This window comes from Flavobacterium sp. T12S277 (assembly GCF_048514875.1).
Lineage (GTDB): Bacteria > Bacteroidota > Bacteroidia > Flavobacteriales > Flavobacteriaceae > Flavobacterium.
In genome coordinates, this window is sequence record NZ_JBLYEG010000002.1 from 423827 (window position 1) to 449280 (window position 25454).

The 25454-nt window shown below is 35.9% G+C and carries 20 protein-coding genes; 14 read left to right on the forward strand and 6 right to left on the reverse strand.

Annotated elements, in window-relative coordinates; all coding sequences use genetic code 11:
* Nucleotides 1-4: 4 nt before the first annotated feature.
* From atpH to ACN1CN_RS06095, 14 genes are all read left to right on the forward strand, one after another.
* On the forward strand, nt 5-538 hold the full coding sequence (gene atpH / locus ACN1CN_RS06030) for an ATP synthase F1 subunit delta (RefSeq protein WP_419134994.1): 534 nt from the start codon (nt 5-7) through the stop codon (nt 536-538).
* Nucleotides 539-576: 38 nt separating this feature from the next.
* Entirely contained in the window at nt 577-2154 is a 1578-nt protein-coding gene (atpA, locus tag ACN1CN_RS06035) for a F0F1 ATP synthase subunit alpha (RefSeq protein WP_213296122.1), read from the forward strand.
* Nucleotides 2155-2243: 89 nt separating this feature from the next.
* The gene (gene atpG, locus ACN1CN_RS06040; RefSeq protein ID WP_419134995.1) at nt 2244-3104 is read left to right on the forward strand and encodes an ATP synthase F1 subunit gamma; all 861 of its coding nucleotides are present in this window, start codon (nt 2244-2246) and stop codon (nt 3102-3104) included.
* Between the two features lie 477 nt (nt 3105-3581).
* On the forward strand, nt 3582-4028 hold the full coding sequence (locus ACN1CN_RS06045) for a GNAT family N-acetyltransferase (protein ID WP_291286395.1): 447 nt from the start codon (nt 3582-3584) through the stop codon (nt 4026-4028).
* Between the two features lie 94 nt (nt 4029-4122).
* On the forward strand, nt 4123-5583 hold the full coding sequence (locus ACN1CN_RS06050) for a lipopolysaccharide biosynthesis protein (protein ID WP_419134996.1): 1461 nt from the start codon (nt 4123-4125) through the stop codon (nt 5581-5583).
* Between the two features lie 28 nt (nt 5584-5611).
* Entirely contained in the window at nt 5612-6046 is a 435-nt protein-coding gene (gene dut, locus ACN1CN_RS06055) for a dUTP diphosphatase (RefSeq protein ID WP_173968120.1), read from the forward strand.
* Between the two features lie 133 nt (nt 6047-6179).
* Nucleotides 6180-7196, forward strand: coding sequence for a sugar phosphate nucleotidyltransferase (locus ACN1CN_RS06060; RefSeq protein ID WP_264525853.1), 1017 nt, complete (start codon nt 6180-6182; stop codon nt 7194-7196).
* A gap of 49 nt (nt 7197-7245) precedes the next feature.
* A complete protein-coding gene (locus tag ACN1CN_RS06065) occupies nt 7246-8598 on the forward strand; it encodes a tetratricopeptide repeat protein (protein WP_419134997.1) in 1353 nt (450 codons plus the stop codon).
* Nucleotides 8599-8611: 13 nt separating this feature from the next.
* Nucleotides 8612-9397: a DUF4292 domain-containing protein gene (locus tag ACN1CN_RS06070; protein ID WP_419134998.1), complete on the forward strand. Its 786-nt coding sequence runs from the start codon at nt 8612-8614 to the stop codon at nt 9395-9397.
* Nucleotides 9398-9420: 23 nt separating this feature from the next.
* A complete protein-coding gene (locus ACN1CN_RS06075) occupies nt 9421-10674 on the forward strand; it encodes a murein hydrolase activator EnvC family protein (protein ID WP_291286399.1) in 1254 nt (417 codons plus the stop codon).
* A 281-nt stretch (nt 10675-10955) separates the two neighbouring features.
* Nucleotides 10956-11348 (forward strand): 30S ribosome-binding factor RbfA, encoded by a 393-nt coding sequence (gene rbfA, locus ACN1CN_RS06080; RefSeq protein ID WP_264525857.1) that lies wholly within the window; start codon nt 10956-10958, stop codon nt 11346-11348.
* 1 nt (nt 11349) lies between these two features.
* Complete coding sequence (locus ACN1CN_RS06085) at nt 11350-12549, forward strand: ABC transporter permease (protein ID WP_419134999.1); 1200 nt, start codon at nt 11350-11352, stop codon at nt 12547-12549.
* Nucleotides 12550-12718: 169 nt separating this feature from the next.
* Nucleotides 12719-14146: an MATE family efflux transporter gene (locus ACN1CN_RS06090; RefSeq protein WP_419135000.1), complete on the forward strand. Its 1428-nt coding sequence runs from the start codon at nt 12719-12721 to the stop codon at nt 14144-14146.
* Nucleotides 14147-14201: 55 nt separating this feature from the next.
* Nucleotides 14202-14807, forward strand: a complete 606-nt coding sequence (locus ACN1CN_RS06095; protein ID WP_419135001.1) for an N-acetylmuramoyl-L-alanine amidase family protein — start codon at nt 14202-14204, stop codon at nt 14805-14807.
* A gap of 56 nt (nt 14808-14863) precedes the next feature.
* On the opposite strand, the gene dusB is transcribed toward ACN1CN_RS06095, so the two are convergent.
* The 6 genes from dusB to ACN1CN_RS06125 form a co-directional block, all read right to left on the reverse strand.
* Nucleotides 14864-15856 (reverse strand): tRNA dihydrouridine synthase DusB, encoded by a 993-nt coding sequence (dusB, locus tag ACN1CN_RS06100; RefSeq protein ID WP_264525861.1) that lies wholly within the window; start codon nt 15854-15856, stop codon nt 14864-14866.
* Nucleotides 15857-16002: 146 nt separating this feature from the next.
* Entirely contained in the window at nt 16003-17289 is a 1287-nt protein-coding gene (locus tag ACN1CN_RS06105) for a phenylacetate--CoA ligase family protein (RefSeq protein ID WP_419135002.1), read from the reverse strand.
* On the reverse strand, nt 17286-18953 hold the full coding sequence (locus ACN1CN_RS06110) for a C45 family autoproteolytic acyltransferase/hydolase (protein ID WP_419135003.1): 1668 nt from the start codon (nt 18951-18953) through the stop codon (nt 17286-17288). The genes ACN1CN_RS06105 and ACN1CN_RS06110 overlap by 4 nt, the downstream gene beginning before the upstream one ends.
* A gap of 6 nt (nt 18954-18959) precedes the next feature.
* The gene (locus tag ACN1CN_RS06115) at nt 18960-20477 is read right to left on the reverse strand and encodes a phytoene desaturase family protein (protein ID WP_419135004.1); all 1518 of its coding nucleotides are present in this window, start codon (nt 20475-20477) and stop codon (nt 18960-18962) included.
* Complete coding sequence (locus ACN1CN_RS06120) at nt 20474-24160, reverse strand: 1-acyl-sn-glycerol-3-phosphate acyltransferase (protein ID WP_419135005.1); 3687 nt, start codon at nt 24158-24160, stop codon at nt 20474-20476. Before ACN1CN_RS06120 ends, ACN1CN_RS06115 begins: the two co-directional genes overlap by 4 nt.
* Before the next feature lie 89 nt (nt 24161-24249).
* Nucleotides 24250-25437 (reverse strand): DUF2062 domain-containing protein, encoded by a 1188-nt coding sequence (locus ACN1CN_RS06125; RefSeq protein ID WP_419135006.1) that lies wholly within the window; start codon nt 25435-25437, stop codon nt 24250-24252.
* Nucleotides 25438-25454: the final 17 nt, after the last annotated feature.

Consider the following 25454-nt stretch of genomic DNA (forward strand, 5'->3'; position numbering starts at 1 on the left):
GATTATGGCAAGTACAAGAGCAGCAATTCGTTATGCAAAAGCAATTCTGGACTTAGCAAACTCTAAAGGTGTTGCCGAAGCTGTCAATAACGATATGAAGTCAATTGCAACAGCAATTGAGAGTAATTTAGAATTGAGTACCTTTATTCAAAACCCAACTACAAAAGTTGAAGTTAAAGAAAGTGCTCTTCTGGAAGTTTTCGCAGATGTAAATGGTGTAACTAAAGGGTTATTTCATTTATTGTTTGAAAACAAAAGATTTGAAATTCTGGAAGCTATTGCTTTAGAATACAAAAAAATATTTGACGAAGGTAACGGTGTTGAAGTAGCAAAAGTTACAACAGCAATTCCAATGGACGCAGCTTTAGAAGCTAAAGTTTTGGCAAAAGTTGCTACTTTATCAGATAAAAAAATAACAATTGAAAATACAGTAGATCCATCAATCATTGGAGGATTTATTTTAAGAATAGGTGATCAACAATACAATGCTTCTGTTTCAAACAGATTGCAGGTATTAAAAAGAGAGTTAAGTAATTAGTTTTATTACACATAAAAGTGTCTAAATTATAAATTAAGATGGCGGAAATCAAACCTGCTGAAATTTCAGCAATATTAAGAAAGCAAGTAGAAGGTTTTGAATCTGGTGCTACGCTAGAGGAAGTAGGAACAGTACTTCAAGTTGGAGACGGTATTGCTCGTATTTACGGGCTATCGAATGTACAATATGGTGAGTTAGTTGAATTTGACAACGGACTTGAAGCTATTGTATTGAACCTTGAAGAAGACAATGTTGGTGTGGTACTTTTAGGACCATCAACTGGAATCAAAGAAGGTTCAACAGCAAAAAGAACGCAACGTATTGCTTCTCTTAAAGTAGGTGAGCAAATGGTAGGACGTGTAGTAAACACTCTTGGTTTTCCAATTGATGGAAAAGGACCAATTGGTGGAGACTTATATGAAATGCCTTTAGAAAGAAAAGCACCTGGTGTTATCTTCCGTCAGCCGGTAACTGAGCCATTACAAACAGGAGTAAAAGCAGTTGATGCTATGATCCCGGTTGGTCGTGGACAACGTGAGCTTGTAATTGGTGACCGTCAAACAGGTAAATCAACTGTTTGTATCGATACAATCTTAAATCAAAAAGAATTTTACGATGCAGGAAAACCTGTATTCTGTATATATGTTGCAATTGGGCAAAAAGCTTCAACTGTAGCAGGAATTGCTAAAATGTTAGAAGAAAAAGGTGCAATGGCTTATACAGTTATTGTTGCAGCTAATGCTTCTGATCCAGCTCCAATGCAAGTTTATGCTCCTTTCGCAGGTGCAGCAATCGGAGAATATTTTAGAGATTCAGGTCGTCCGGCTTTAATTGTTTATGACGATTTATCTAAACAAGCTGTTGCTTACCGTGAGGTTTCTCTTTTATTAAGAAGACCACCGGGACGTGAGGCTTACCCTGGAGACGTTTTCTACTTACACTCTCGTTTATTAGAGCGTGCTTGTAAAGTAATTGCTGATGACGGAATTGCTAAAAACATGAACGATTTACCAGATTCTATCAAGTCTATCGTAAAAGGTGGTGGTTCATTAACTGCATTGCCAATTATCGAAACTCAGGCTGGTGACGTTTCTGCATATATCCCAACAAACGTAATTTCGATTACAGATGGTCAGATTTTCCTTGATGGAGATTTGTTCAACTCTGGAGTTCGTCCTGCGATCAACGTAGGTATCTCTGTATCTCGTGTTGGAGGTAATGCTCAGATTAAATCAATGAAAAAAGTTTCCGGAACTTTAAAATTAGACCAGGCTCAATTCCGTGAATTGGAAGCTTTCGCTAAATTTGGTTCTGACTTAGATTCAGTTACTTTAAACGTAATTGAAAAAGGAAGAAGAAACGTTGAAATCTTGAAACAAGGTTTGAATGATCCTTATCCTGTTGAAAATCAAGTAGCTATTATCTATGCAGGTTCTAAAAACTTATTAAGAAACGTACCTGTAAATAAAGTAAAAGAATTTGAAGCTGATTTCTTAGCTTACTTAAACAGCAAACATAAAGATACGCTTAACGCGTTAAAAGCTGGTAAGTTAGATGACAACATTACTGATGTTATCGAAAAAGCAGCAAAAGAAATTTCAGCAAAATATAACTAATTAGATAATTAGTAAATTAGATAATTAGAGAATGTTTCTGCATTTTTTAATTATCTAATTTTCAAATTGTCGCATTTTCTAATTAATAGATGGCAAATTTAAAGGAAATCCGTAATAGAATTACTTCCGTTTCATCGACGATGCAAATTACATCGGCTATGAAAATGGTTTCTGCTGCAAAGCTTAAGAAAGCACAAGATGCAATCACTGCAATGCGCCCTTATGCCGAGAAATTAACGGAGTTGTTGCAAAATCTTTCCGCTACACTTGATGGTGAAGTTGGAGGTGATTACACTACACAACGTGAAGTAAAAAAAGTATTGCTTGTAGCTATAACTTCAAACAGAGGTTTATGTGGTGCATTTAATACTAACGTAATTAAAGAGGTTAAGAATCGTACCGATTTTTATGCCGGAAAACAAGTGGACGTTTTTGCTATTGGTAAAAAAGGAAATGATGTTTTAAGCAAAACACATAAGGTACACGGTCATCATAATGCAATTTTTGATCATTTAACTTTTGAAAATGTTGCCGGAATTGCTGATAATTTAACGGAGAAATTCTTGTCTGGAGAATATGACAGAATCGAATTGATCTACAATCAGTTTAAAAATGCTGCGACACAAATCGTTCAAACAGAACAATTTTTACCGTTAGCGCCAATTAAATCTGATACAGCAGTTTCTACAGGAGATTATATTTTCGAACCTTCAAAAGAAGAAATCGTGTTGACTTTGATTCCAAAATCATTAAAAACACAATTATATAAAGGAATCCGCGATTCATTTGCTTCAGAACACGGAGCACGTATGACAGCAATGCACAAAGCAACTGACAACGCAACTGAATTAAGAAACCAATTGAAATTAACTTACAACAAAGCACGTCAGGCTTCTATTACAAACGAAATCTTAGAGATCGTTGGTGGAGCGGAAGCTTTGAACGGATAAGAACATTTCAGTATAAGAAAAAGCAAAAGAGCCGACATAGCAATGTCGGCTCTTTTTATATATAGGGGGTCGTTCTTTTTACATCGTTATTATAAAATGGTGATTCTCAATTTAGTCAAAAAAGAGAATCAATACCATTTTATAAAATCACCTATAGCTTTGTCTTTCATGGGAACAAACTAGCTTTATTAGTCCCGGTGCTCTGTTTTTTTAAGGGTTACATTTCAGCAGAATCAATCCCTGTGCTTTGTCTTTTATAGGAACAAACTAGCTATATTAGTCCTAATGCTTTTCTTTTTTTGAAGGGTTGCATTCTAGCTTTTCATTCCCTTTGATACAAAGTTAAGATAGGAGCGGCTTTGAAAATTTATAGAATTTTCAAACTTTTTTATACATTTTACAGGTGCAGTTGCGTCCCAATTTTGTGAGGAGCAATGAAAAAAATTGAGTATTTTTGAAATCTATTTTTTTTAAACAATGAAACTACAAATACAAGAACTCACTACAGTCGAAGAAATGCTGGGGCAAATTGAAACCATGCGATTTCTTTATCCAAAGCTTACCGTTGAAAAGTACACCGCCTATCTTTCAGACATGGTTCCTCATAACTACATCCAGATCGGAGTTTTTGAAGATGGAGTTTGTTTGGGAATTACCGGTTGCTGGTCGGGTACAAAACTATGGACAGGTAAATACCTCGAAATAGACAATTTTGTTGTAAATCCTGAGGTTAGATCAAAAGGTATTGGCAAATTACTAACGGATTATATCGAACAAAAAGCCTTAGATTTAGATTGCAGCAGTATCGTTTTGGATGCTTTTACCGGAAATTTTGCTGCACATCGTTTCTATTACAATCAAGGATATGGACCAAAAGGTTTCCACTTTGTTAAAATTTTGGACGAAAAAAAATTAACCCAATAAAATAACCGGCAAGTTTTTTTATTGAACCTACAAAATCAATAATAAACCAAAGAATTGGTTATTTTTGTTTTATAAATTTTATTACAGACATATTTTGGGATTATATAAAAATCTATTCAAACAAACTGCTATTTACGGACTAGCGACGGTTTTGCCGAGAATGCTAAGTTTTCTATTAGTGCGATTATATACTGGTATTTTACCAACTGCAGAATACGGTGAGGTATCCATTGTTTTGTCTTGGATGGTTTTCTTTAATGTGGTGCTTTCCTATGGAATGGAAACAGCATTTTTTAGATTTTATAGTGCCGAAGAAGATAAGAAAAATGTAATAGCAACGTCTACCATTTCGATATTTTGGTCGTCCATCATCTTCTTGTTTGCCGCCTTAATTTTTAGAAATACACTGGCAACTCTGGCCGAAGTGGATGTGCAGTACATCACCTATACCGTGTGGATTCTGGTTTTAGATGCTTTGGTTTTAATTCCTTTCTCTAAATTAAGAGCCAATCAGCGACCTATGGTTTATGCAGCGATTAAAATTGGTAATGTTATTATCAACTTATTGCTGAACATTTTTTTCCTGATGTATCTTCCTAAACTGGCAGCATCAAACCCGAATTCTGTTTGGGATAATTTGTATGTCGAGAACTTCCAGATTGCCTATATATTCATTGCAAATCTGATGGCAAGTTTAGCCACTTTTATCGTGCTTTCGCCAAATTACCTTTCCCTTGGACGAAAATTTGATCCGGTACTTTGGAAAAAAATGATGAAATACGGATTGCCTATTTTAGTTGCAGGGCTTGCTTTTGCGGTTAACGAACATTTCGATAAAATTTTATTGGGTTATCTATTACCGGAGAACCTTGCAAAATCAGAGGTTGGGGCTTATTCCGCCTGTTACAAACTTGGATTGTTTATGGTTTTGTTTGCAACAGCTTTTAGATTAGGTATAGAACCTTTCTTTTTCAGTCATGCAAAAAACGAAAATGCACCTCAGACCTATGCCGTAATTACTAAATATTTCGTCATTCTGGGTTCGTTGATTTTATTGGGAGTTATTGTATTTGCCGATGTTTTAAAATATTTATTACTCGATAATAAATCCTATTGGGAAGCAATGAAAGTAGTACCGTTAATCATTCTGGCGAATTTCTTTTTGGGAATTTACAACAACCTGTCGGTTTGGTATAAACTAACAGACAAAACACAAATAGGGGCTTATATCTCAATCGTAGGAGCAATTGTAACTTTGGTTTTAAATTATATTTTAATTCCAAAATACAGTTATTACGGTTCAGCAATTGCTACCATCTCTGCTTACGGAAGTATGATGTTGATTTCTTATATTTTAGGAAACAGATACTATCCGATACCTTATGATATGAACAAAATCGGAGCTTATCTGGGAATTTCAATTGTATTTTCGGCTATTTCTTTTTATGGATTTAGAGAAAATTATTTTGTTGGAATCCCATTATTTTTAGGCTTTGTCTATTTTGTGTATCACAACGAAAAACAAACGATCAAAGGAATCATGAATAAAAAGTAACAGCACTTTTTAATCTTTTATAATAAAAATGAAAATACAAATTATCAATAAATCACAGCACGCTTTACCCAACTACGAAACGATCGCTTCGGCGGGAATGGATTTACGTGCCAATTTAACGGAAGTTATTACGTTAAAACCTTTAGAAAGAACCATTGTAAAAACCGGACTTTTTATAGAGTTGCCTATTGGCTATGAAGCCCAGGTGCGACCAAGAAGCGGATTGGCTGCGAAAAAAGGAGTAACTGTTTTAAACTCTCCGGGAACCGTTGATGCAGATTATAGAGGCGAAATAGGCGTAATTTTAGTAAATTTATCCAATGAAGAATTTGTAATTGAAAATGGAGAACGAATAGCACAACTTATAATTGCAAAGCATGAAAGAGCGGAGTGGATTGAAGTTGAAGAGCTTTCTGAAACTTCAAGAGGAGAAGGCGGATTTGGCAGTACAGGAGTGAAATAGTTTTCAGTCGCGGTCACAGTAATCAGTTTCTGTACCTTGCGATTAAAAGTTTTAAATCACAGCATAAATATTAAAATTAATAACCAAACGAAGAGGATTTTTTAAATCTTCCCATTAAAATAAATAAAAAGAAATGAAGATAATCGTTCCAATGGCAGGTCGTGGATCAAGACTTAGACCACATACTTTAACCGTTCCAAAACCATTAATTCCTGTTGCAGGTAAATCGATCGTACATCGATTGGTAGAGGACATTGCTAAAATCTTAAAAGAACCAATCGAAGAAGTTGCTTTTATTTTAGGAGACCCGGCTTTTTTTGGAGACGATCTTGTAGCAAGTTTAGAAGAACTGGCAGGAAGTTTAGGAGCTAAGGCTTCCATCTACCGTCAGGATTTACCTTTAGGAACAGGTCATGCGATTATGTGTGCCAAAGAATCATTGTCAGGTCCGGCAGTAATTGCTTACGCAGATACTTTAATCAGAGCCGATTTTGAATTAGATCCTTCTGCCGATGCTGTTATTTGGGTGAAACAAGTAGATCAGCCGGAAGCATTTGGTGTTGTAAAATTAAATGCCAATAATGAAATTATAGAATTAGTAGAAAAACCAAAAGAATTCGTTAGTGATTTAGCGGTTATTGGAATCTATTATTTTAAAGAAGTAGGTGATTTGAAAAAAGAACTTCAGGGAGTTTTGGATAACAACATCCAAAATGGTGGAGAATATCAGATCAACGACGGAATCAAAGCAATGATGGCTAACGGTAAAGTTTTTAAAACCGGTAGTGTTGATGAATGGATGGACTGCGGAAATAAAGATGTTACCGTTGAAACCAATTCAAGAATGTTAGGATTTTTACATAATGACGGTGAACATTTAGTAGATTATGATGTGAAACTGGAAAATTCTACCATCATTCCACCGTGTTACATTGGTGAAAACGTAGTATTGAAAAATGCAACAGTTGGTCCAAATGTATCCATTGGTAAAGGCTGCCACGTTGTAGACAGTTCAATCAGCAACAGTTTGATTCAGACTTATTCTCAAATAAAAAATGCACATCTTGACAATGCAATGATTGGTAATCATGTTGTTTATGATGGTAAATTTACCAGCGTAAGTATTGGTGATTATTCGGTTTTAGAATAGATTAGGAGCTGGAATAGATTCGTTTTTGTTTAAAAAATAAATTTTAAAAATGATACAAAAAGGAGTTATCGCAATTTTATTTTTCGTTTTGCTTGGCAACCCAATTTCGATTATGGCTCAGACAGAACCGGAAGATATTGCTATGGCAACCGATGAGTATCAGGATGCTTTTTATGAATCATTAAAACAAAAAGGAATTGAAAATTATGATAAAGCCATCACCTCATTGCAGAAATGCATCAAGTTAAAACCTAATGATGCGGTAGCTTACTTTGAACTCGGGAAAAACTATCTGTCTTTAAAAGATTATCGAAGTGCACAGGATTCATTTGAAAAAGCAACTCAGCTGGATCCAAAAAACAAATGGTATTGGTTGGGAATCTATGACGTAAGTTATGAAACTAAAAATTATCCTTTAGCGATTGAAACGATTCAGAGAATAATTGCGTTTGATGAAGAGTATAAAGACGATCTGATTTCGTTGTATATGATTACCAACCAATTTGATAAAGCATTGGTGGCAATCAATGAAATGAACGATAAGTTCGGAAAATCGGAAGATCGCGATCGATACAAATTGCAGATTTTATCTCAGGGAAAATACCAAAATGCAGAAATTGATAACTTAATTAATCAGATCAAACAGCATCCAAAAGAGGAATCAAATTATGTAAATCTGATTTTTTTATATTCAAAAGCAGAAGAAACAGATAAGGCACTGAATGTTGCGAAACAACTGGCTAAGGAAATTTCAACTTCAGAATGGGCGCAGGTAAGTTTGTTTAAAGTGTACCTGGACGCCAATCAGGCTGATAAAGCAATTAAGGCAATGAATGTAATTTTGGCAAGTTCAAAAATTGATTCTAAAATAAAACACCGTACGTTAAATGAGTTTTTGATTTATGCGAACAAGAACCCACAGTATGCAGCGGATTTAGAGAAAGCGATTTCTTATTTTGATAATGATTCGAATGTTGATGTGGCGAAAGAAATTGGAAAATTTTATCACAGCAAAGGTCAGTTTGAAAATGCGATTAAATATTATGTAAAAGATTTAAAAGCCAATTCAGAAACAGACCGTGAAACCAATTTGCTTTTACTTGAAGCATATGCGCAGTCCAAACAGTTTGAACCGATGACCAAACGGGCAATGAATATGATTGAGGTTTATCCAAGTCAGCCGCAATTTTACTATTATGCCGGTTTAGGAAATAATCAGTTAAAGCAATTTAAAAATGCAAAAACCGTTTTAGAAATGGGGCTTGATTATGTGGTAGAGGACAAAACACTCGAAGCAAATTTTAATATTCAGTTAGGAGAGGCTTACAATGGTTTGGGAGATGCTAAGAAAAAAGAGGAATACTTTTTGAAGGCAAATGAATTATTAAAGAAAAAAAAGTAAAGAACAGGTGCAGATGAAAAAATATATAGCGATAGCAGTACTGTCGGTTTTCATGATTTCTTGTAAATCAAAGGCAGTCGCTGTGCAGAACAATAATAGCGAAGTAAAAGAAGTTACTCCAAAAGAAGAAAAAAAAGTAGTAGAGAATCATTATAACAATAAGTTAGATTTTTCAACGCTGTACATAAAAGCCGGAGCGCGATATGTTGACGATAAACAAAGTCAAAATGTTACGGCCGAGATTAAAATTGAAAAAGACAAACAAATTTTAGTAAGTGTTCGTTTTCTGGGGATTACCATGGCAAAAGCTTTGATTACCCCAACAGCAGTAAGCTATTACGAGAAAATAAACAGTACTTATTACGAAGGCGATTTTACAAGTTTAAGCAAATGGCTGGGAACCGAATTGGATTACAGTAAAGTTCAGAATTTATTGGTTGGTGAAGCCTTAGATGATTTGAGAAAAGGGAAATATGCACAGACCATCGTAGACAACCTTTTTCGTTTAGAAGATGAAAAAGATTCTAATTTGAAAAAGACATTCTATCTGGATGCCGAAAAATACCTGTTGCAAAAAGAAGAAATCTCGCAGCCATCAGAAAACAGAATGTTGCAGATTTCTTATGGTGACAGTAAAGTTTTCAATCAGGGAATACTTCCAACAAGTGTTGAAATCAGTGCGATTCAACCAAAAGGAAAAACAAATATTAGTTTGAATTACAATACGATTTCATTTAACGAAGAACTTTCTTTCCCTTACAGTGTGCCAAGCGGTTATAAGAAAGTTATAATTAAGTAAATTTGCAAAAAGAAAATATAAACATGCCAAAATTTCTCCTAAGCCTAATTTTTATATGTGCCACTACTTTTATGTGGGCGCAAGATTCGCAACAAGAAAAACTGGAACAGCGTAAAGCTCAAATTCAACAGGAAATTAGAGACAATGAAAAAATGTTGCAGTCGGTAAAGAAAAAAGAAAAATCGGCAGTAAATGTTTATTTAATTCAGGCCAATAAAATAAAGCTGAAAGAGAAGCTGATTAATACTACGGCAAAGCAGGAAAAACTTTTGAGTAATGATATGTATATTAATCAGGTTAAGGTTAATAAACTGAAAAAAGAACTGGAAGTACTAAAAGCGGACTATTCTAAAATGATACTTAAATCATACAAGAGTCGTTCGGAGCAAAGTAGAGCCATGTTTATTTTATCTTCAGAGAGTTTTTTACAAGCCTACAAGAGAGCACAATATTTAAAACAATATACCAATTTCAGAAAAAACCAGGGATTGGAAATTCAATCCAAAACGGCACAGCTGGAAGACTATAATGCGAGACTGAACGGTCAGCGTATTGTAAAGAAGAAGATTATTGCTGAAAATGAAAAAGAAAAACAAAGTTTAGAAACTGAAAAGAAAGAACAGCAAAAATTAGTTAATTCGATTAAAAAGGACAAAAACAAAATTATTGCCGATACCAGAAGTAAACAACAGGAAGCCAAAAGAATTGACAGACAAATTGATCGTTTGATTCGTGAGGCAATTGCTGAGGCCAACAGAAAAGCGGCCCTGGAAAGAGCAAAAGAAAACCCGGGATCGACAGCGTCTAAAACTCCGGTTTCATCCTCTAAAATTGCATTGACTCCGGAAGGAAAAATTTTGGCGGCCGATTTTAAAGCAAACAGAGGGAAATTGCCTTGGCCGGTAGAAAAAGGATTTATTTCACTAGGATATGGTGATCAGCCACATCCGCTTTATCCGTCACTAACGGTACACAATTCAGGAGTTGAGATTACTACCGAACAAGGAGCCAGTGCACGCGCTGTATTTGAAGGAGTAGTATCGAGTGTAATTGTTTTATCGCCAATAAACAGAGCTGTTATGATTCAGCATGGAGATTACTTTACGGTTTATCAAAATCTTAGTCAGGTTTTTGTTGAGAAAGGCGACAAAGTAAATGTAAAACAAAGCATTGGAAAAGTGAGAACCAGTGGTGACACCGGAAAAACAATCATTAAATTCTTAATTCTTCAAAATACATCCAATAATAATCCGGAAGGATGGCTGCAAAACAGATAAAACTATTGGGTTCAGAACTAAAAGAAAAATCCCTTTCACGAATACATTTCAGTGAAAGGGATTTTTTCTTGTTTTAAAAGTTTAAGAACCTGAAGGGTAAAAGCCTAAGCTCAAACAAAGGTACTTGTTCAATTTTGTACGGGTTTTTCAGCCTCCTAAACCTCCAACTTTTCTTTAAAATAAGGGCTTTTTTTGAAAGAAAGTGAACCGGAATACAAAAATCATCCTATTGTTCATTTGAAATTGTATCGATTGAAATTTAAAAATAGTATTTTTGCAGTATGGAAACAAACAGACAGAAAAAAATAGGCGGTGTCATCCAAAAAGATTTGGTTGATATTTTGCAAGGTGAAGTGCGAAAAAACGGAATCACTAATTTAGTAATTTCAGTATCCAAAGTTAGTGTTACTTCAGATTTATCTGTGGCGACAGTTTATTTAAGCATTTTTCCTCAGGACAAAGCAAAAGAAACTTTAGAAGGCATAAAGTCAAATACAACTTTAATTAAACATGATTTATCACAACGTGTGCGTCTGCAATTGCGTCGTGTACCGAATCTGGTATTTTTTATTGATGACTCTTTAGATTATATCGAAAAGATTGATAATGCATTATCCAACAGAGAAAACCCAATTGAAAACCGTGATCTTTTAGAAAAAAGAAGAAAATCATAAATTGAATTTCCCCCTTTACATAGCCAAACGTTATATTTTTAGCAGAAGTAAAAACAATGCTATTAATATCATCAATCGTATTGCCAGCATGGGAATTATTGTTGGAACAATGGCTTTGTTTGTGGTTTTGTCCGTTTTTAGCGGACTAAAAGTTTTCAGCCTTTCGTTTACAAACGAAATAGATCCTGATTTAAAAATGAGCAGTACCTATGGGAAATCATTTTTAATCACACCGGATCAGGAAGCTCAGCTTAAAAACATTGAAGGTATTGCTTCTTACAGCAAGATAATCGAAGAGCGGGTTTTGTTTTTGTTTAAAGACAAACAGCTGGTAACGTATCTAAAAGGTGTTGACAAAAACTATGTGGTTGTTAACGATATCAGGAAAAAACTTTTTAACGGAGAATGGCTGAAACCAGATACGTATCAGGTGGTTATTGGTTATGGAATTGCCCGCGATTTTTCGTTAGGAATCCTTGATTTCGAAAACCCGTTGCAAATATTTGCGCCTAAACCCGGAAAAGGAGCTATTGAAAACCCGGAAGAAGCGTTTAATAAAACAGACGTTTTACCAGTCGCCATTTATTCCATCAGTGAGGATTTAGATTCAAAATATGTTTTTGCTGATTTGAGTCTGGCGCAGGAATTACTAATGTACAAATCAAATCAGATTTCGGGAATAGAATTCAATCTGAAAGAAAATGCCGATGAAGGTGCGATCAGATCGCAGCTCCAAAAAGTATTCAAAAATAAAGTCACGATAAAAAGCAGAGCACAGTTGAACGAGTCTTTGTACAAGATGCTCAATACCGAAAACATTGTGGTTTATCTGATCTTTACACTGGTGATCATTGTAGCTCTTTTTAATTTAGTCGGAGCTTTAATCATGATGATTTTAGAGAAGAAAGCAAACTTAAAAACACTTTTTAATCTGGGAACAGAAATCAACAGTTTGCGAAAAATATTCCTGCTTCAGGGAACGTTATTGAGTGTTTTTGGAGGTCTAATTGGTCTTGTTCTGGGAATTATTTTGGTCCTGCTTCAACAGGAATACAACCTGATTATGCTGACACCAACTTTGGCATACCCGGTCGTTTTTACTTTAGAAAATGTACTCATTGTTATGGGAACCATTGTATCACTTGGTTTTGTTGCTTCTTTAATAGCAAGCAGCCGGGTAAGTAAAAAGCTTTTAGATTAATATTTCTACAAGGAAAATATTACCTATATTTATCGTCTTAAAAATCTACAGCATATGATTGTTTCTGCTTAGTCCTATTTTATTTTTGGAATAATTAGGATACTTACGTTTATTTTTTGAGTTCAGATTCTTACATCTGGACAAATTTTATCATTTATCTTAATATATCATGACAGAAACTACCATACAGAAAAGTTTATTTTCTAAAATTTACACTACTTTAAAACAAGCACTCAAAGGAGACGAATCTTTTGATTACACCGCAGGAAACATTAAAAAAGCAGTCATTCTATTAGCCATTCCGATGGTTTTGGAAATGATGATGGAATCCGTTTTTGCGTTGGTCGATCTGTATTTTGTCGGGCATTTGGAGCATAGCAGTTTTGCGATTCAAACCGTAGGATTAACCGAGTCGGTTCTAACTATTATATATTCTCTGGACATCGGATTGAGTATGGCAGCAACGGCTGTTGTGGCAAGACGAATTGGGGAAAAAGATCCTGTTGCCGCTGCAAAAGCAGGTATGCAGGCGTTATTTATTGCATTTGTGCTGAGTATTTTTCTGAGCATTTTTGGAATTATCTATGCAAAAGATATTCTTCTTTTAATGGGAGCATCTGCAGATGCAGCCGAACATGGCTTTAGATACACTCAAATCATGATTGGTTCCAGTTTAAGTATTACCTTTTTATTCCTGATTAATGGAATTTTCCGTGGTGCGGGAAATGCGGCCATTGCAATGAAAAGTCTTTGGATTGCCAATATTTGTAATATTATTTTATGTCCGATACTAATTAATGGTTTTGCTACAATTCCTGCGTTTGGTTTAATTGGTGCCGCGATTGCTACCACCACAGGAAGAAGCCTTGGGGTGCTGTACCAGATTTATCATTTGTTCTATGGAAATGGAGTCTTAAAAATTAAAGTTTCTTATTTAATTCCGGACCTCACGCAGATAAAAGCCTTAGTTAAAATTGCAGCCCCAGGAGTATTACAATTTGTTATAGCTTCCTGCAGCTGGATTTTTCTGGCACAGTTGGTGGCTACCACGGGAGGCGATCACGGATCGGCAGGTTATCAAACGGCTCTTAGAATAATGATGTTCTTTATTCTTCCAGCCTGGGGATTAAGTAATGCCGCCGCAACTTTGGTGGGGCAAAATCTGGGAGCCAAACGAGTTGATCGCGCGGAAAAATCAGTATTTACCACAGCAAAATACAACGTAATTTTTATGGCAACCATCATGATCGTTACACTGTGTTTTGGAGAGTATATTATCTCGTTTTTTACGAATGATGATTTGGTTAAAAGCGTTGCGGTCGAGGCATTGCAAATCATGAGTATCGGATTTGTCTTCTACGGAATAGGGATGGTTTTGACCAATACCTTTAATGGGGCAGGAGATACCTGGACACCAACAGGAATTAATTTCTTTGGGTTTTGGTTGTTCCAGATTCCGTTAGCCTATGCATTAGCCAAACATTTTAATATGGGACCAAAAGGTGTTTTTATAGCCATTCCGGTTGCCGAAACGGCCATAACGCTTGCCGCAATATTCTTTTATAAAAGAGGAAAATGGAAACGTGTTCAGGTTTAGGTTGTACAATATTTCTTAAAAATAAACGTTAAAATACCGCTAACCAATAACTAACATGATGAGAAATCAAATTAAGTTTTCAACCTTTTTAGGAATTTTAGGATTAGGGATTATTTTTGCTTTTAAACCTTTTGACAAAAAGATTATTGTAATTGATGCCGGTCATGGAGGAAATGATTTTGGGGCAACCTTAAATGATGTTCAGGAGAAGAGCATCGTAGAAAAAATTGCGAGAAAAATTAAAGCTCAGAATAATAATGAGAACCTGGAGATTGTTTTACTTCGTGATGGAGATCATGAAATGGAATTAAAAGAAAGAGTTTCAATCATCAATAATCTTAATCCGAGTTTAGTGATTTCGCTACACCTTGCTTCTTCACCAAATTTTAGTAAGAACGGGATAGAAGCCTACATTTCTTCAAATGCAAAATTTCACGATCAATCTAAAGCATATGCGGAAACTTTACTTGAAAAAGTAGTCGCTAATTACTTTTCAGAAGGAATAGTTAAAGAAGCTCCATTTTATATTTTGAAAAATTCAAATTGTCCCGCAATGACTCTGGAAGTTGGATATTTGTCAAACATAAATGACAGAAATTATATTACCAGCGAAAAAGGACAAGCCGAAATTGCTGATAAAATATTAGAAGCAGTAAAGTAAAACAGCTTTTATTAAATACAAAAAGGGCCTTCAATTTTGAAGGCCTTTCTTATTTTTTAAACAAACTCATACCCCGCATAAACCTGTTCGATCTCTTTCATAATGGCGAAAAGATTTTCAGGTTCATCTGTAGTAACCAGTTTTTGTTTGTATTCTTTAAACGAATGGATTCCTTTGAAATAATTGGTGTAATGGCGGCGCATTTCTACAATTCCCAAGCGTTCACCTTTCCATTCCATTGACCACATTAAATGGTTTCTGGCGGCTTCAACGCGATCAATAACGGTTGGAGCAGGTAAGTGCTCACCGGTATTAAAATAATGCTTTATTTCGTTAAAAATCCACGGATAACCAATCGCGGCACGACCAATCATGATTCCGTCGATACCGTATTCATTTTTATATTTTAAGGCTTTTTCCGGACTGTCGATATCGCCATTTCCAAAAATAGGCATGGTGATTCTCGGGTTGTTTTTTACACGTGCAATGTGCGACCAATCGGCGTGGCCTTTGTACATTTGTGCACGGGTTCTGGCGTGAATTGTTAAAGCCTGAACACCAATATCCTGAAGTCTTTCGGCAACTTCATCAATGTTGATGGAGCTTTCATCCCAGCCCAAACGTGTTTTTACCGTAACAGGTAAATCAGTACTTCTGATAACCGCTTTTGTTAAACGTACCATCAAATCTACATCTTTCAAAACTCCGGCTCCGGCACCTTTACAAACTACTTTTTTTACCGGACATCCAAAGTTAATATCAACCAAATCTGGTTTAACGGTAGAAACAATTTTAGATGAAAGTGCCATTGCCTCCTCATCTCCTCCAAAAATCTGAATTCCAACCGGACGTTCGTAATCAAAAATATCCAGCTTCATTCGACTTTTGATAGCATCACGAATCAATCCTTCCGACGAAATAAATTCAGAATACATTAAGTCAGCGCCATGCGTTTTGCACAATCTGCGAAACGGCGGATCGCTCACATCTTCCATCGGTGCGAGTAATAAAGGAAATTCGGGTAATTCTATGTTGCCAATCTTGACCATCTTCAATATTTTTTGCAAAATTACAACATTTAGTTCAATTTGTACCAAATTGAGGTTCAAAGGTTCAGAGTGGCAAAGGTTCAAAGGTTTTTTTTAGGTTTTTTGATAACCTTTGTCCCTTTGAACCTTTGTCCCTTTGAGCCTTCTCAACGGTAATCAAAAAAACGAATAGGTTTTCGGCTCATCGGATTAAAAACCAAAGGATTCAAAGCTTCTTTTGCGGCGAATTCAATTTTTGGCGTTACTCTTAATTTGGCTCTGAAATGGTCTTTGATTTCCTGTAAAAATTCAGGGCTTTGATTTTTTACGGCTATTTTTATTAGGATTTCATCGGTTCCCAAATCGTTGGTAGAGATCTCGATAATATGATTTTCGATATTATCAAAACCACTCAAAACATCATTCATCGCTGGCGGATAAAGTGTTGTGCCTTTGTATTTGATCATTTGTTTTTTACGGCCAACAACAGGACCAACACGCAAAGTATTTCTTCCGCAGGCACAAGGGCCGTTGTGTAGTTGTACAATATCTCCGGTTTTGAAACGCAGTAAAGGCATGGCTTCAATACCTAAAGTGGTAAAAGTCAATTCGCCAATTTCGCCTTCTTTTACGGGAATGTTATTTTCATCTAAAACTTCAACAATGATCAGTTCGGGATGGTGATGACCACCAACGCCGTGTTCACATTCGGTAAAAGCAGTACTCATTTCGGTGGAAGCATAAGTCGAAAACAACTTAATGTTCCACTTTTCAGTGATTTTATTAGACAAAGTATTCATGGAAAAATCCTGATTTCGCAAAGATTCCCCAATACAAATTGCTCCTTTTATGCTGGAGTTGTTATAGTCAATTCCGTGTGCTTCGGCATATTCGATCAACTTTAGTAAAAAAGAAGGAACGGTAATGAGGTAAGATGGTTTGTATTTTAAAATAGAATCCCATTGCAGTTCCGGAATTCCGGCACCTACCCGAATGACACCCACTTTTAATTTTCGCAATCCGAGAAAATAAGCCAGACCAGCCATAAATTTTCGGTCAATGGTAGTCATAAGCTGTACTACATCGCCTTCAGCAATTCCGGCACAGGCAAACGAAATGGCTTCGTTATAAGCCAGACGGTCCAGATCAGAATCGGTTAAACCAAAAGTAACAGGATCGCCTAAAGTTCCGGAAGTAGAGGCATAATCAATAATTTGATGCTGCGGTACACACAAAAAATCATCGTTATATTCTTGTAAATCTTCTTTTGTCGTTACGGGCAAATGCTGTAAGTCTTCAAGTGTTTTAATCTTCGAAAGATCAATGTTTTGTCCGGCAAAAAGACGTTTGTAAAAAGGAGAATTTTGACCGATATAGTGTAAGAGTTCCGCTAATTTCTGCTCTTGAAAAAGTTTAATTTCTTCTAAAGAATTTTTTTCTATTAATGGAATCATTGTAATTTTCTTTTGATTTTTTTTAAATATTTTTCAAGGACTGTTTTGTCAGGAACAGTGGTGACCTCTTTTGTTAAAGCTTTTTCAAAATTAGACAGGGAAAGCTGGTACTGTTTTTTTTGATAAAAGTACAACCCTGCTTTGTAATACACAACCCAATAATCAGGGTTTAGTGATTGGTAATTATGAATAAACTCAGGACTTATGGTTTCTTTGTTTTTCAGATACAAATCGATCTTGTGATCTTCGGTTCTAAATTTCCGGTAATTTTTATAAGAAACAGTTTCTAAAAAAGGATCTTTCGGAATGTCTAAATTTACTTGCTGAAACGAAACAATTGAATCTGTTTTTCGCTCTTTAAAAACAGTGTCCAGATTATAGCAGACAAATTCGCCCAATTGATACGGATTTGCCGATACCCAAACCTGTTTTGTTGCAGGTTTGAAGATAACACCGTGATGGGCCATCAACTGGTTCAATGCTTTTTCATTTCCGTACCCCAGACTAATGTTGTTCAAACCCTCTTTATTGCGCAGTATATCGGATGCAATTTTGGGATTGATTTTCGGATTTTCAGAAAAAAGTTCCTTCATTTTCTCGAGACGATATTCGGAATGACTGTTAGCAATTTGGGATTGATTGCGTTTGTCGTTTTTTAATTCCTCTCCCTGAAAATGATTGGAACACAACAATTGATCGCTGTTTGGAACATCGTAAACATCCATTCTTTTAGGTGTGACTTCAATTAGAACCGCTTTGTTGTCCTCGGCACTTCCTACCATTATGGATTCTGATACAAAAACAGCTCTTTTTTGGGCAATGGCAATGGCTTCGCTGATGTTTTGAGCATGCTGTAATATTTCGCGGGTAAGAATCGAAATGGGTGTTTTGGCAATCAGTGGGATTTTAGATTTTCCGGCATTAATGGTAACAGTTAGTCCCTTTACATTCATTCCGGAAACAGCACCAATCATTCCGGGCCAGGTAATCATCATAAATTTGTGGCCTTCTTTTGGATGGATAAACGCTACGATTTTGTTTTCTGCGAAAGCATCATTCACATAAAAATCAAAGTTACGTCCGAGAATTAAATTCCCGTCTTCCGATTTCTCTCCCCAGGCAGCAAAAGAGGAACAGCCGACCAAAGCCAGATCCTGCAGTGCATGACCAATATCGTGTGCGGCATGCAGGTATAAACTGCGTTGGTACTGCGGCGCTATATTATCAAAATCACGTGAGGTATATTGTGAAACGCCAAAAATCTCGGTTTGATATTCGTTGGGAACATTTGAATAGAGTTTCCGATTGTACCATTTGAGGAAATGACGAAGAAGTTTTTGCTGAAATTTTGAAGGAACAATATCCTGTATTTTAGAGAAGAAAATATGCTCCTGCTTTTTTAAAAGAGAATCTGACAAAGCACCGGTATTGAGCCCTATTTCCAGAGGATCACCTTCGGCATACAATTCCCAGAGGCCCTGCTTGTTTTTTAAAAGTGAATTTTTTCCGGAAACAAAAACACTGTCAGCTATTTTGATTACGGTAGGTTTTGTTGCGTTATATTGGGTTAGATCAGGCTGGTGACGCATAGATTTTGATGTTCCGCAAGATGCTAACATCATTAAAAAACCGATAATGAAAAAGAGTATAATTCGGTTTTTCATAGCTTTTTATTCAGAGGCCTGATTGATTTTGGTTACTAAATACTCTTTTCCAACAATTTCAGAGCAGGTTACCACAGCGCCAATGGTGACTCCCAAAACACCGTGCATGTTAATACTTTGGCCTGTAAGATATAAATTATTCAGTTTGGTTTTTGACGGAATTAGCGTTTTCATCGGATTACTGGAATCTTTAACATATCCATACATATTACCGCTGTCACCTCCAATATAATCCCGATAGGAGAGCGGTGTCGAGGTATGAACCGATTGAATACAGTTTTTGATACCCGGAAATTTCAGTTCGATTTCTTCTAAAAATCTCGCTGCCTTCCTGGATTTAAATTCTTCATAACTTTCTCCGCGGTCATTTTCTTCAACGGTAGTATTAAAAGTATCGCTCCACGGAAGTACATCATCGTATTTCATATAGGTAATAAAAGTCATCCCTTCGGCCCATTCTTCCTGCTTTTTTGAGGCATTCATAGAAGCCATAAAAGCTTTTGGCCAGGAATCATCATCATAATCATGAGAGCTCCAGACTTCACTGCTTTTCTTAAAATGATAGTGGTTGTGATTGATGTATTTGAAAGTTTCCGGTTTAAAAACGAGATACAGACTAAAAGCCGAAATAACACCTTCAAGACTTTGAACCCGACTGTAGAATGATTTTCGGAAGTGTTCTTCACCAGTCATTTTCAAGGTCGTTTTGGGTTCAATGTTGGAAATAAAATAAGAAGCGGAAACACGGGTTCCGTCTTTCATGTCTACCGAAGTTACTTTTTTGTCTTCGACATTAAAACGGGTCACTTCTTTGTATTTGTAAAATTCGCCACCGTATTTTTTGAGCTGCTTTAAAAGTTGTTTTGTTATCTGACTTCCACCATTAATGCACCGCCACGAACTTTGTATGTAGGAGTTTACAGAAAGCGCATGAACATAAAACGGTGATTTATCGGCAATTCCGGCATACAAAAAGTTAGAACCGGCCAGAACCGCTTTTAGCTTTTCATTTTGGGTGCATTCTTCAATCGTTTGCTTGGCGTTTAAACCTAAAATTTCATTGTCGTATTTCCCTTCCCATTCTAAATTGTAGAGCGGAAAAGATTCGCAAATTGCTTTTATTCTTTTGCAGTATTCCTCGATATTGGCTTTTTCATCGGGGAAAAATTGTATGAGTTGAGCCGTAAAATTGGCGTAACCCTGTGCATGAGGATATTCATTTGGATCGTCTTCAAAAGAGATGATATCAAAACCGTTATCGTCTAATTTTTTAAGATTTAGATGATCCATAATCCCCAAATACTTAAAATATTTGTAGAGATTTTGTCCTTCTGCTAGGCCTCCGATATAGTGAATTCCGGTATCAAAAATGGTTTTATCGCGCACAAAAGTCTGGAGATTTCCACCATACTGATTGTTTTTTTCGAGTACACAAACGCTATAACCTTCTTTGGCGAGAATAATCGAAGAGACCAATCCGCCAAGTCCGCTGCCAACAATTACAACATCGTAATGCTCTTTCATGCTAATTTTTTCTTTACTATCGTAATGCCTTTTTCTTCTGAGAGAATTTCAAAGCCGGAGGTCATTAATTTTGTTTTATAATGTTGGCAATATATTAAAATTATGGTAGAAAATTTTGAAATGATTTTTTCAGGATCCTCGTTATAACTTTCGTCAGAAATCAAAAGAACATCGTATTGATTTTCAAGTACAGCTTCTAATTGATCCGGATAAATTATTTTTCTTTTCTTTAAAAAATAGTTGGTTTTTGAAACCGCCCGTTTTTCTTCATCCTCGTTAAAGGAAGTTATTTTTCGCTGGGGTTCCTGCAAGCTTAGCAACACATCCAATTGCCCGTAATCATTCGATAAATGTAATATTTTGGCATTCGCCGAAAACTGTTTGTTTAAACGGTAATAGGTTTCCAGATTGTTTTTTAAATCGTTTTTGACACTGTTGATAATTTCAATTTCCTTGTAATCGTAACTGTGCAGAAGCATTTTTTTGAAATAGTCAGGACCTTCTAACTGCTGACGAATTTTGCGGTACTCTTCTTTAAAAAAAGCACTCATTTGTTTGGTTCTCTCGGCATAATTTTTTCCAAAAGAAAGATCATCAGGAGCAATTCTTTCTAAAATTGAAACCGTAAGCTGGCTGTTATGGATGACAAAATCACCTTTTGGAATGGCTTCTGAAGCGCCGTGAATGACCACAGGAATAATATCCAGATTAAATTCTTCTGCCAGATAAAATGCACCTTTGTGAAAACGCTTGACCAGATTGCTTTCAGAACGTGTTCCTTCAGGAAAGATCATGAGCGAATAACCTTCGTTTACTTTTTGACGCAAATGTTCCACTCCGCCTTCGATCCCTTCCGAAACCGGATAGAAACCTGCTTTTCGAACGGTACCGCCAAAAATAGGAGAATTGTACACCCAGTCGCTTACCAAAAAGATAATTTTTGGACTAAGCATTCCCATGGCCAGAATATCAATAAAAGAAGAATGGTTGGCAATAATAATGGCCGGTTTTTCAAAGGTTTCACCAAATTTATTAATGACCTTTTTACGAAGAAACGGATTGGAATACAATACCGATTTCATGAATTTTGAGATCACGTAACGGAAGGCTTTCATTTTTGTTTTCTCCTTTATCGGAAGAATCGGCATGATGGTGATGCAAAAAAGTGACATCACAATTCCGCCCAGACCGTAGTAGAAAAAGGAAATTACACCGTGAATAAAAGTGCGCAGTACAAATGGAGGATTCCCTTTTTTGGAACGGTTTGAAATGAATAGTTTAAAAAGAATCGGGTAGAAAATAAACGTAATAATAAGTGCTGCAAAAACCCCGATTAAAGACACAGACGAGATCGATCTCAGGGCAGGATGCTGTGCAAAAATCATGGCACCGATTCCTAAAATAGTGGTGATGACTGCAAGAATAATAGAAGTTCGGTAAATGGCAATTTCATTTTTCCCCGTTGTATATTCTTTTTGAAGGGCACTGGTCATAAAAATACTGAAATCGACACCGTGACCAAAAATAAGGGTACAAACGATCATGCTGAAGATGTTCATCTGAATGCCAAAAATGCCCATAATTCCGGCTGTAACAATTCCGGTTAAAGCAATCGGAATACAGCTTACAATGACCAATTCGAGTCTTCGGAAAAAGAAAAACAGAATCAGAATTACAGCTACAAACGAATAATTGACCAGCGAATTAAAATCGGTTTTTAAAGTACTGAAAAACGTTTCGTTCATTTGCTGACGATCAATCGCAATCAGATTTTTTTTAGCGGTGGCCAATTTTACAAAAGCATCTCTTTGCTCCGGACTTACTTTTACCAGAGTAGAAATCGTGAAGAAACCGTCTTTTTCGGTTACAAATTCTTTTAGTTGTAAAGGCTGTATTTTCAGGTATTCCTGTGCCGAAATGGGTTTGAAGTCAAAGTTTAAATGATCAAAAAAGGCAGTATAGGTGGTGGGTTTAAAGCCAAGTTTTAAACCTTCGGCAATTAGTCCGGTTTGTAAAAGCTGTTTTTTGTTGGCGTCCCAAAACGAATTCCACTGATCGATTTTTTGCTGTTGTTCCTGTTGGGAAAGCATGATGCCTCCAACAGAACTAAAATTTAATATTTTGCCGTTTTGTTTTTCTTTTGACAGATCGGTAAACAGGGCAGAGTTATTTTGTAAAACCTCTTCCATACTATTTCCGTAGGAGGCCACATAAATGGTTTTTGAGGTAAGATTTGTGCTTTCTTCCAGCTCTTTTTCAGCGGCTTTTATTTCCTTCGGAATAAAATTCAATTGCGACAAATCGTTATTGAATCCCACATTTTTATACGTAAAACAACAAACAATAATGATTAAAATGCAAAAACCGATTAGGAATTTGTTGTTGTGAAAGGAAAAATGAGCGAGTTTATCGATCACATTTTTCTTGTGTTCTGCATTGTTTTCTTTTGGTTTGTAGAGATGCGGAACGATTAAAAGAGAGAAAAATGCGGAAGCCATTACAATAACCGCAGCAAAAATTCCCAAATCATTTAAGGCATCGGATTTGACAAAAAGCAAACATAAAAAAGCAACGGCCGTGGTTGAACTGCTCATAATTACCGGCATGGTAATGTCTTTGTACAGTGTTTTTACATCGCTGTTATGTTTGTAATGGGTAAGGATATGAATCGAATAATCAATGGTAATTCCCAATAAAATAGATCCAATTCCGAGTGAAATGGCCGAAATATGCTCTTTCACAAAATACAAAAAGGCTACGGCAAACAAGGCTCCAAAAAGGGTGGGAAGAAAAATAATTAAAGGGATAAGTACTTTTCGATAGAATAAAATCAAAATCAACATCAGCGTAAACATGGCAATCGAAGTGGTCAGAATGATATCACTTTTGATTTGATTGGCATTTGCCACGGCAATGAGTGCCGAGCCAAAATAACTGATCGAAGTTTTGGTTTTGAATTTCTGATTTAGCTGGTCCTGAATGGATTTTAGTTTTTCGGCAAAAATGGTATTCTGTTCGGTTTCACTCGAAGGAAGATTGGAGGTGATAAAAAGAAGGAGTTTCTTTTTGTCTTTGGTCATGACAAAACCATTGTCAAGGGTAAAATCGTCGCCAATATTTAATTGTTGTAATTTTTTTAAAGCGATAAATGAAATTCCCAACGGATCCTGTAGAATAAAATCTTTTGTGATAAATCCGGACGGAGAGATAATGGACTTATAATTGCCCTGAACTGTCGCTGCAATACTGTCTTTCTGAAGTTTACTTTGCAGAGCTTTGTAATCTTTATTTTCCAGAAAAAGAGGCAGATTGTTGTAGACAAAATCGATGGTTTCCTGAATGTTTTCTTCATCAAGTTTTCCTTGAATTCCGGTTACATAGGGTTTGCAGGATTGGGCAACACTGTCTGAAAAGGCAGTTGCCATTTCCTTTAAATCTTCTTCGGTTCCGTTTTTATCGAGTTTGAAAATAACGGTAATTTTATCGGCAAAATTAAGCTGCTTTAGCACTTTTGCTGTAGCATCTGCTTTATCGTTGGTTGGAATCAGTTTGGTGATGTCCTCTTCAAATTTAATTTGTGAGGCAAAAAATCCAAAAGCAAAGAGCATCAAAACAGCCAAAGCAACCGATAACGTTTTTCGTCGGTTTACAAACAAATGAATGGCGTAGAAATAGTGATGCATAAGTATTTAATATTGTTTTTGGGCTATAGTTTTTTCGCCACGAATTTCACGAATTAGCAAAAAATAATTTTTTTAATGCGTGGCCAAACTTATATAATCTTTGTTTTATTTTTAGAACTAAAAGCGGTTAAAAGCAAATAACTGATTAAACCTGTTGAGAGCGCTAAAACGGATGCTAAAATAAGACTTCCCACGATATATTGTGTAGCATTTTTTTGAATATCATCGAGTGTAAGCGAGCCATCTAAAGTTAGTGCAACATCATTCGAAACAAAATAACTTCCCATTTTTAAGGAACCGTAAATAACAAAAGGGATGAACGGCGGAAAACTCACATTGGAAGCCAGATAAGCAATCACTTTATTGAGCTTAAGTAAGGTAGCAAAAGTTAAAAGCAATACGGTTTGAAATCCCCAAAAAGGAGAAATTCCGATAAAAATGCCCAAAGCAATTGCCGCCGATTTCTTAAAATTAGAATCGCTGCTCTCTAAAATATCTTCAAGGAAGAATCGTTTAAAACCTTTTTTTTTTGCTCTTCTAAAAAAATCTCTCGGTTTAATATACAGCAAGGCATTAAGAACCAAAACGGTATTTAAGATACTGATTCGCGTAAAGTCTTTAAAGGGACGAAAGTGTGAAACACGTTCAGCGGGATCGTATAAAATTTGAATCGGAATGTTTTTAACGACAATACCTTTCCAGGCAGAGCGAACGATTACTTCAATTTCAAACTCAAATTTATTGGTATAAAAGCGTTTCGGAATGAGTCGCAAAGGGTAGAGTCTGTAACCAGATTGAGTATCGTCAAGTTGAATTCCGGTTTCAAATTTAAACCAGAAATTAGAAAATTTATTTCCAAAACTACTTTTCTTAGGCACATTTTCCTGTGTCATATTGCGGCTTCCAATCAATAACGAATTGGGTTCGTTTTGAATCGCAGCAATAAAATTCGGAATATCTGAAGCAAAATGCTGTCCGTCTGAATCAATGGTAATGGCATACTCAAAATTCAACTCGATTGCTTTTCGGAAACCATTTCTTAAAGCTCTTCCTTTTCCCAGATTTTCAGGATGATGAATTTGAGTGTATTGCGAATAGTGTTTCAGGATTTCAGAAGTTTCATCGGTCGAACCATCATTAACAATAATGATATTTGAAGTGAAATCTAAAACAGAATCCAGCACTCTTCTCAGCGTTTTATGATTATTGTACGTTGGAACAATAACACAAAAGTGAGTCGAACTTAACAATTCCTGCTGTGGTAAAGTAGGTTTCATGGGGATTTTTTTCCTTA

Coding starts and splice junctions, on each gene's coding strand:
- atpH (WP_419134994.1), top strand. CDS start 5: ATGGCAAGTACAAGAGCAGCAATTCGTTATGCAAAAGCAATTCTGGAC.
- atpA (WP_213296122.1), top strand. CDS start 577: ATGGCGGAAATCAAACCTGCTGAAATTTCAGCAATATTAAGAAAGCAA.
- atpG (WP_419134995.1), top strand. CDS start 2,244: ATGGCAAATTTAAAGGAAATCCGTAATAGAATTACTTCCGTTTCATCG.
- ACN1CN_RS06045 (WP_291286395.1), top strand. CDS start 3,582: ATGAAACTACAAATACAAGAACTCACTACAGTCGAAGAAATGCTGGGG.
- dut (WP_173968120.1), top strand. CDS start 5,612: ATGAAAATACAAATTATCAATAAATCACAGCACGCTTTACCCAACTAC.
- ACN1CN_RS06060 (WP_264525853.1), top strand. CDS start 6,180: ATGAAGATAATCGTTCCAATGGCAGGTCGTGGATCAAGACTTAGACCA.
- ACN1CN_RS06065 (WP_419134997.1), top strand. CDS start 7,246: ATGATACAAAAAGGAGTTATCGCAATTTTATTTTTCGTTTTGCTTGGC.
- ACN1CN_RS06070 (WP_419134998.1), top strand. CDS start 8,612: ATGAAAAAATATATAGCGATAGCAGTACTGTCGGTTTTCATGATTTCT.
- ACN1CN_RS06075 (WP_291286399.1), top strand. CDS start 9,421: ATGCCAAAATTTCTCCTAAGCCTAATTTTTATATGTGCCACTACTTTT.
- rbfA (WP_264525857.1), top strand. CDS start 10,956: ATGGAAACAAACAGACAGAAAAAAATAGGCGGTGTCATCCAAAAAGAT.
- ACN1CN_RS06090 (WP_419135000.1), top strand. CDS start 12,719: ATGACAGAAACTACCATACAGAAAAGTTTATTTTCTAAAATTTACACT.
- ACN1CN_RS06095 (WP_419135001.1), top strand. CDS start 14,202: ATGATGAGAAATCAAATTAAGTTTTCAACCTTTTTAGGAATTTTAGGA.
- dusB (WP_264525861.1), bottom strand. CDS start 15,856: ATGGTCAAGATTGGCAACATAGAATTACCCGAATTTCCTTTATTACTC.
- ACN1CN_RS06105 (WP_419135002.1), bottom strand. CDS start 17,289: ATGATTCCATTAATAGAAAAAAATTCTTTAGAAGAAATTAAACTTTTT.
- ACN1CN_RS06110 (WP_419135003.1), bottom strand. CDS start 18,953: ATGAAAAACCGAATTATACTCTTTTTCATTATCGGTTTTTTAATGATG.
- ACN1CN_RS06115 (WP_419135004.1), bottom strand. CDS start 20,477: ATGAAAGAGCATTACGATGTTGTAATTGTTGGCAGCGGACTTGGCGGA.
- ACN1CN_RS06120 (WP_419135005.1), bottom strand. CDS start 24,160: ATGCATCACTATTTCTACGCCATTCATTTGTTTGTAAACCGACGAAAA.
- ACN1CN_RS06125 (WP_419135006.1), bottom strand. CDS start 25,437: ATGAAACCTACTTTACCACAGCAGGAATTGTTAAGTTCGACTCACTTT.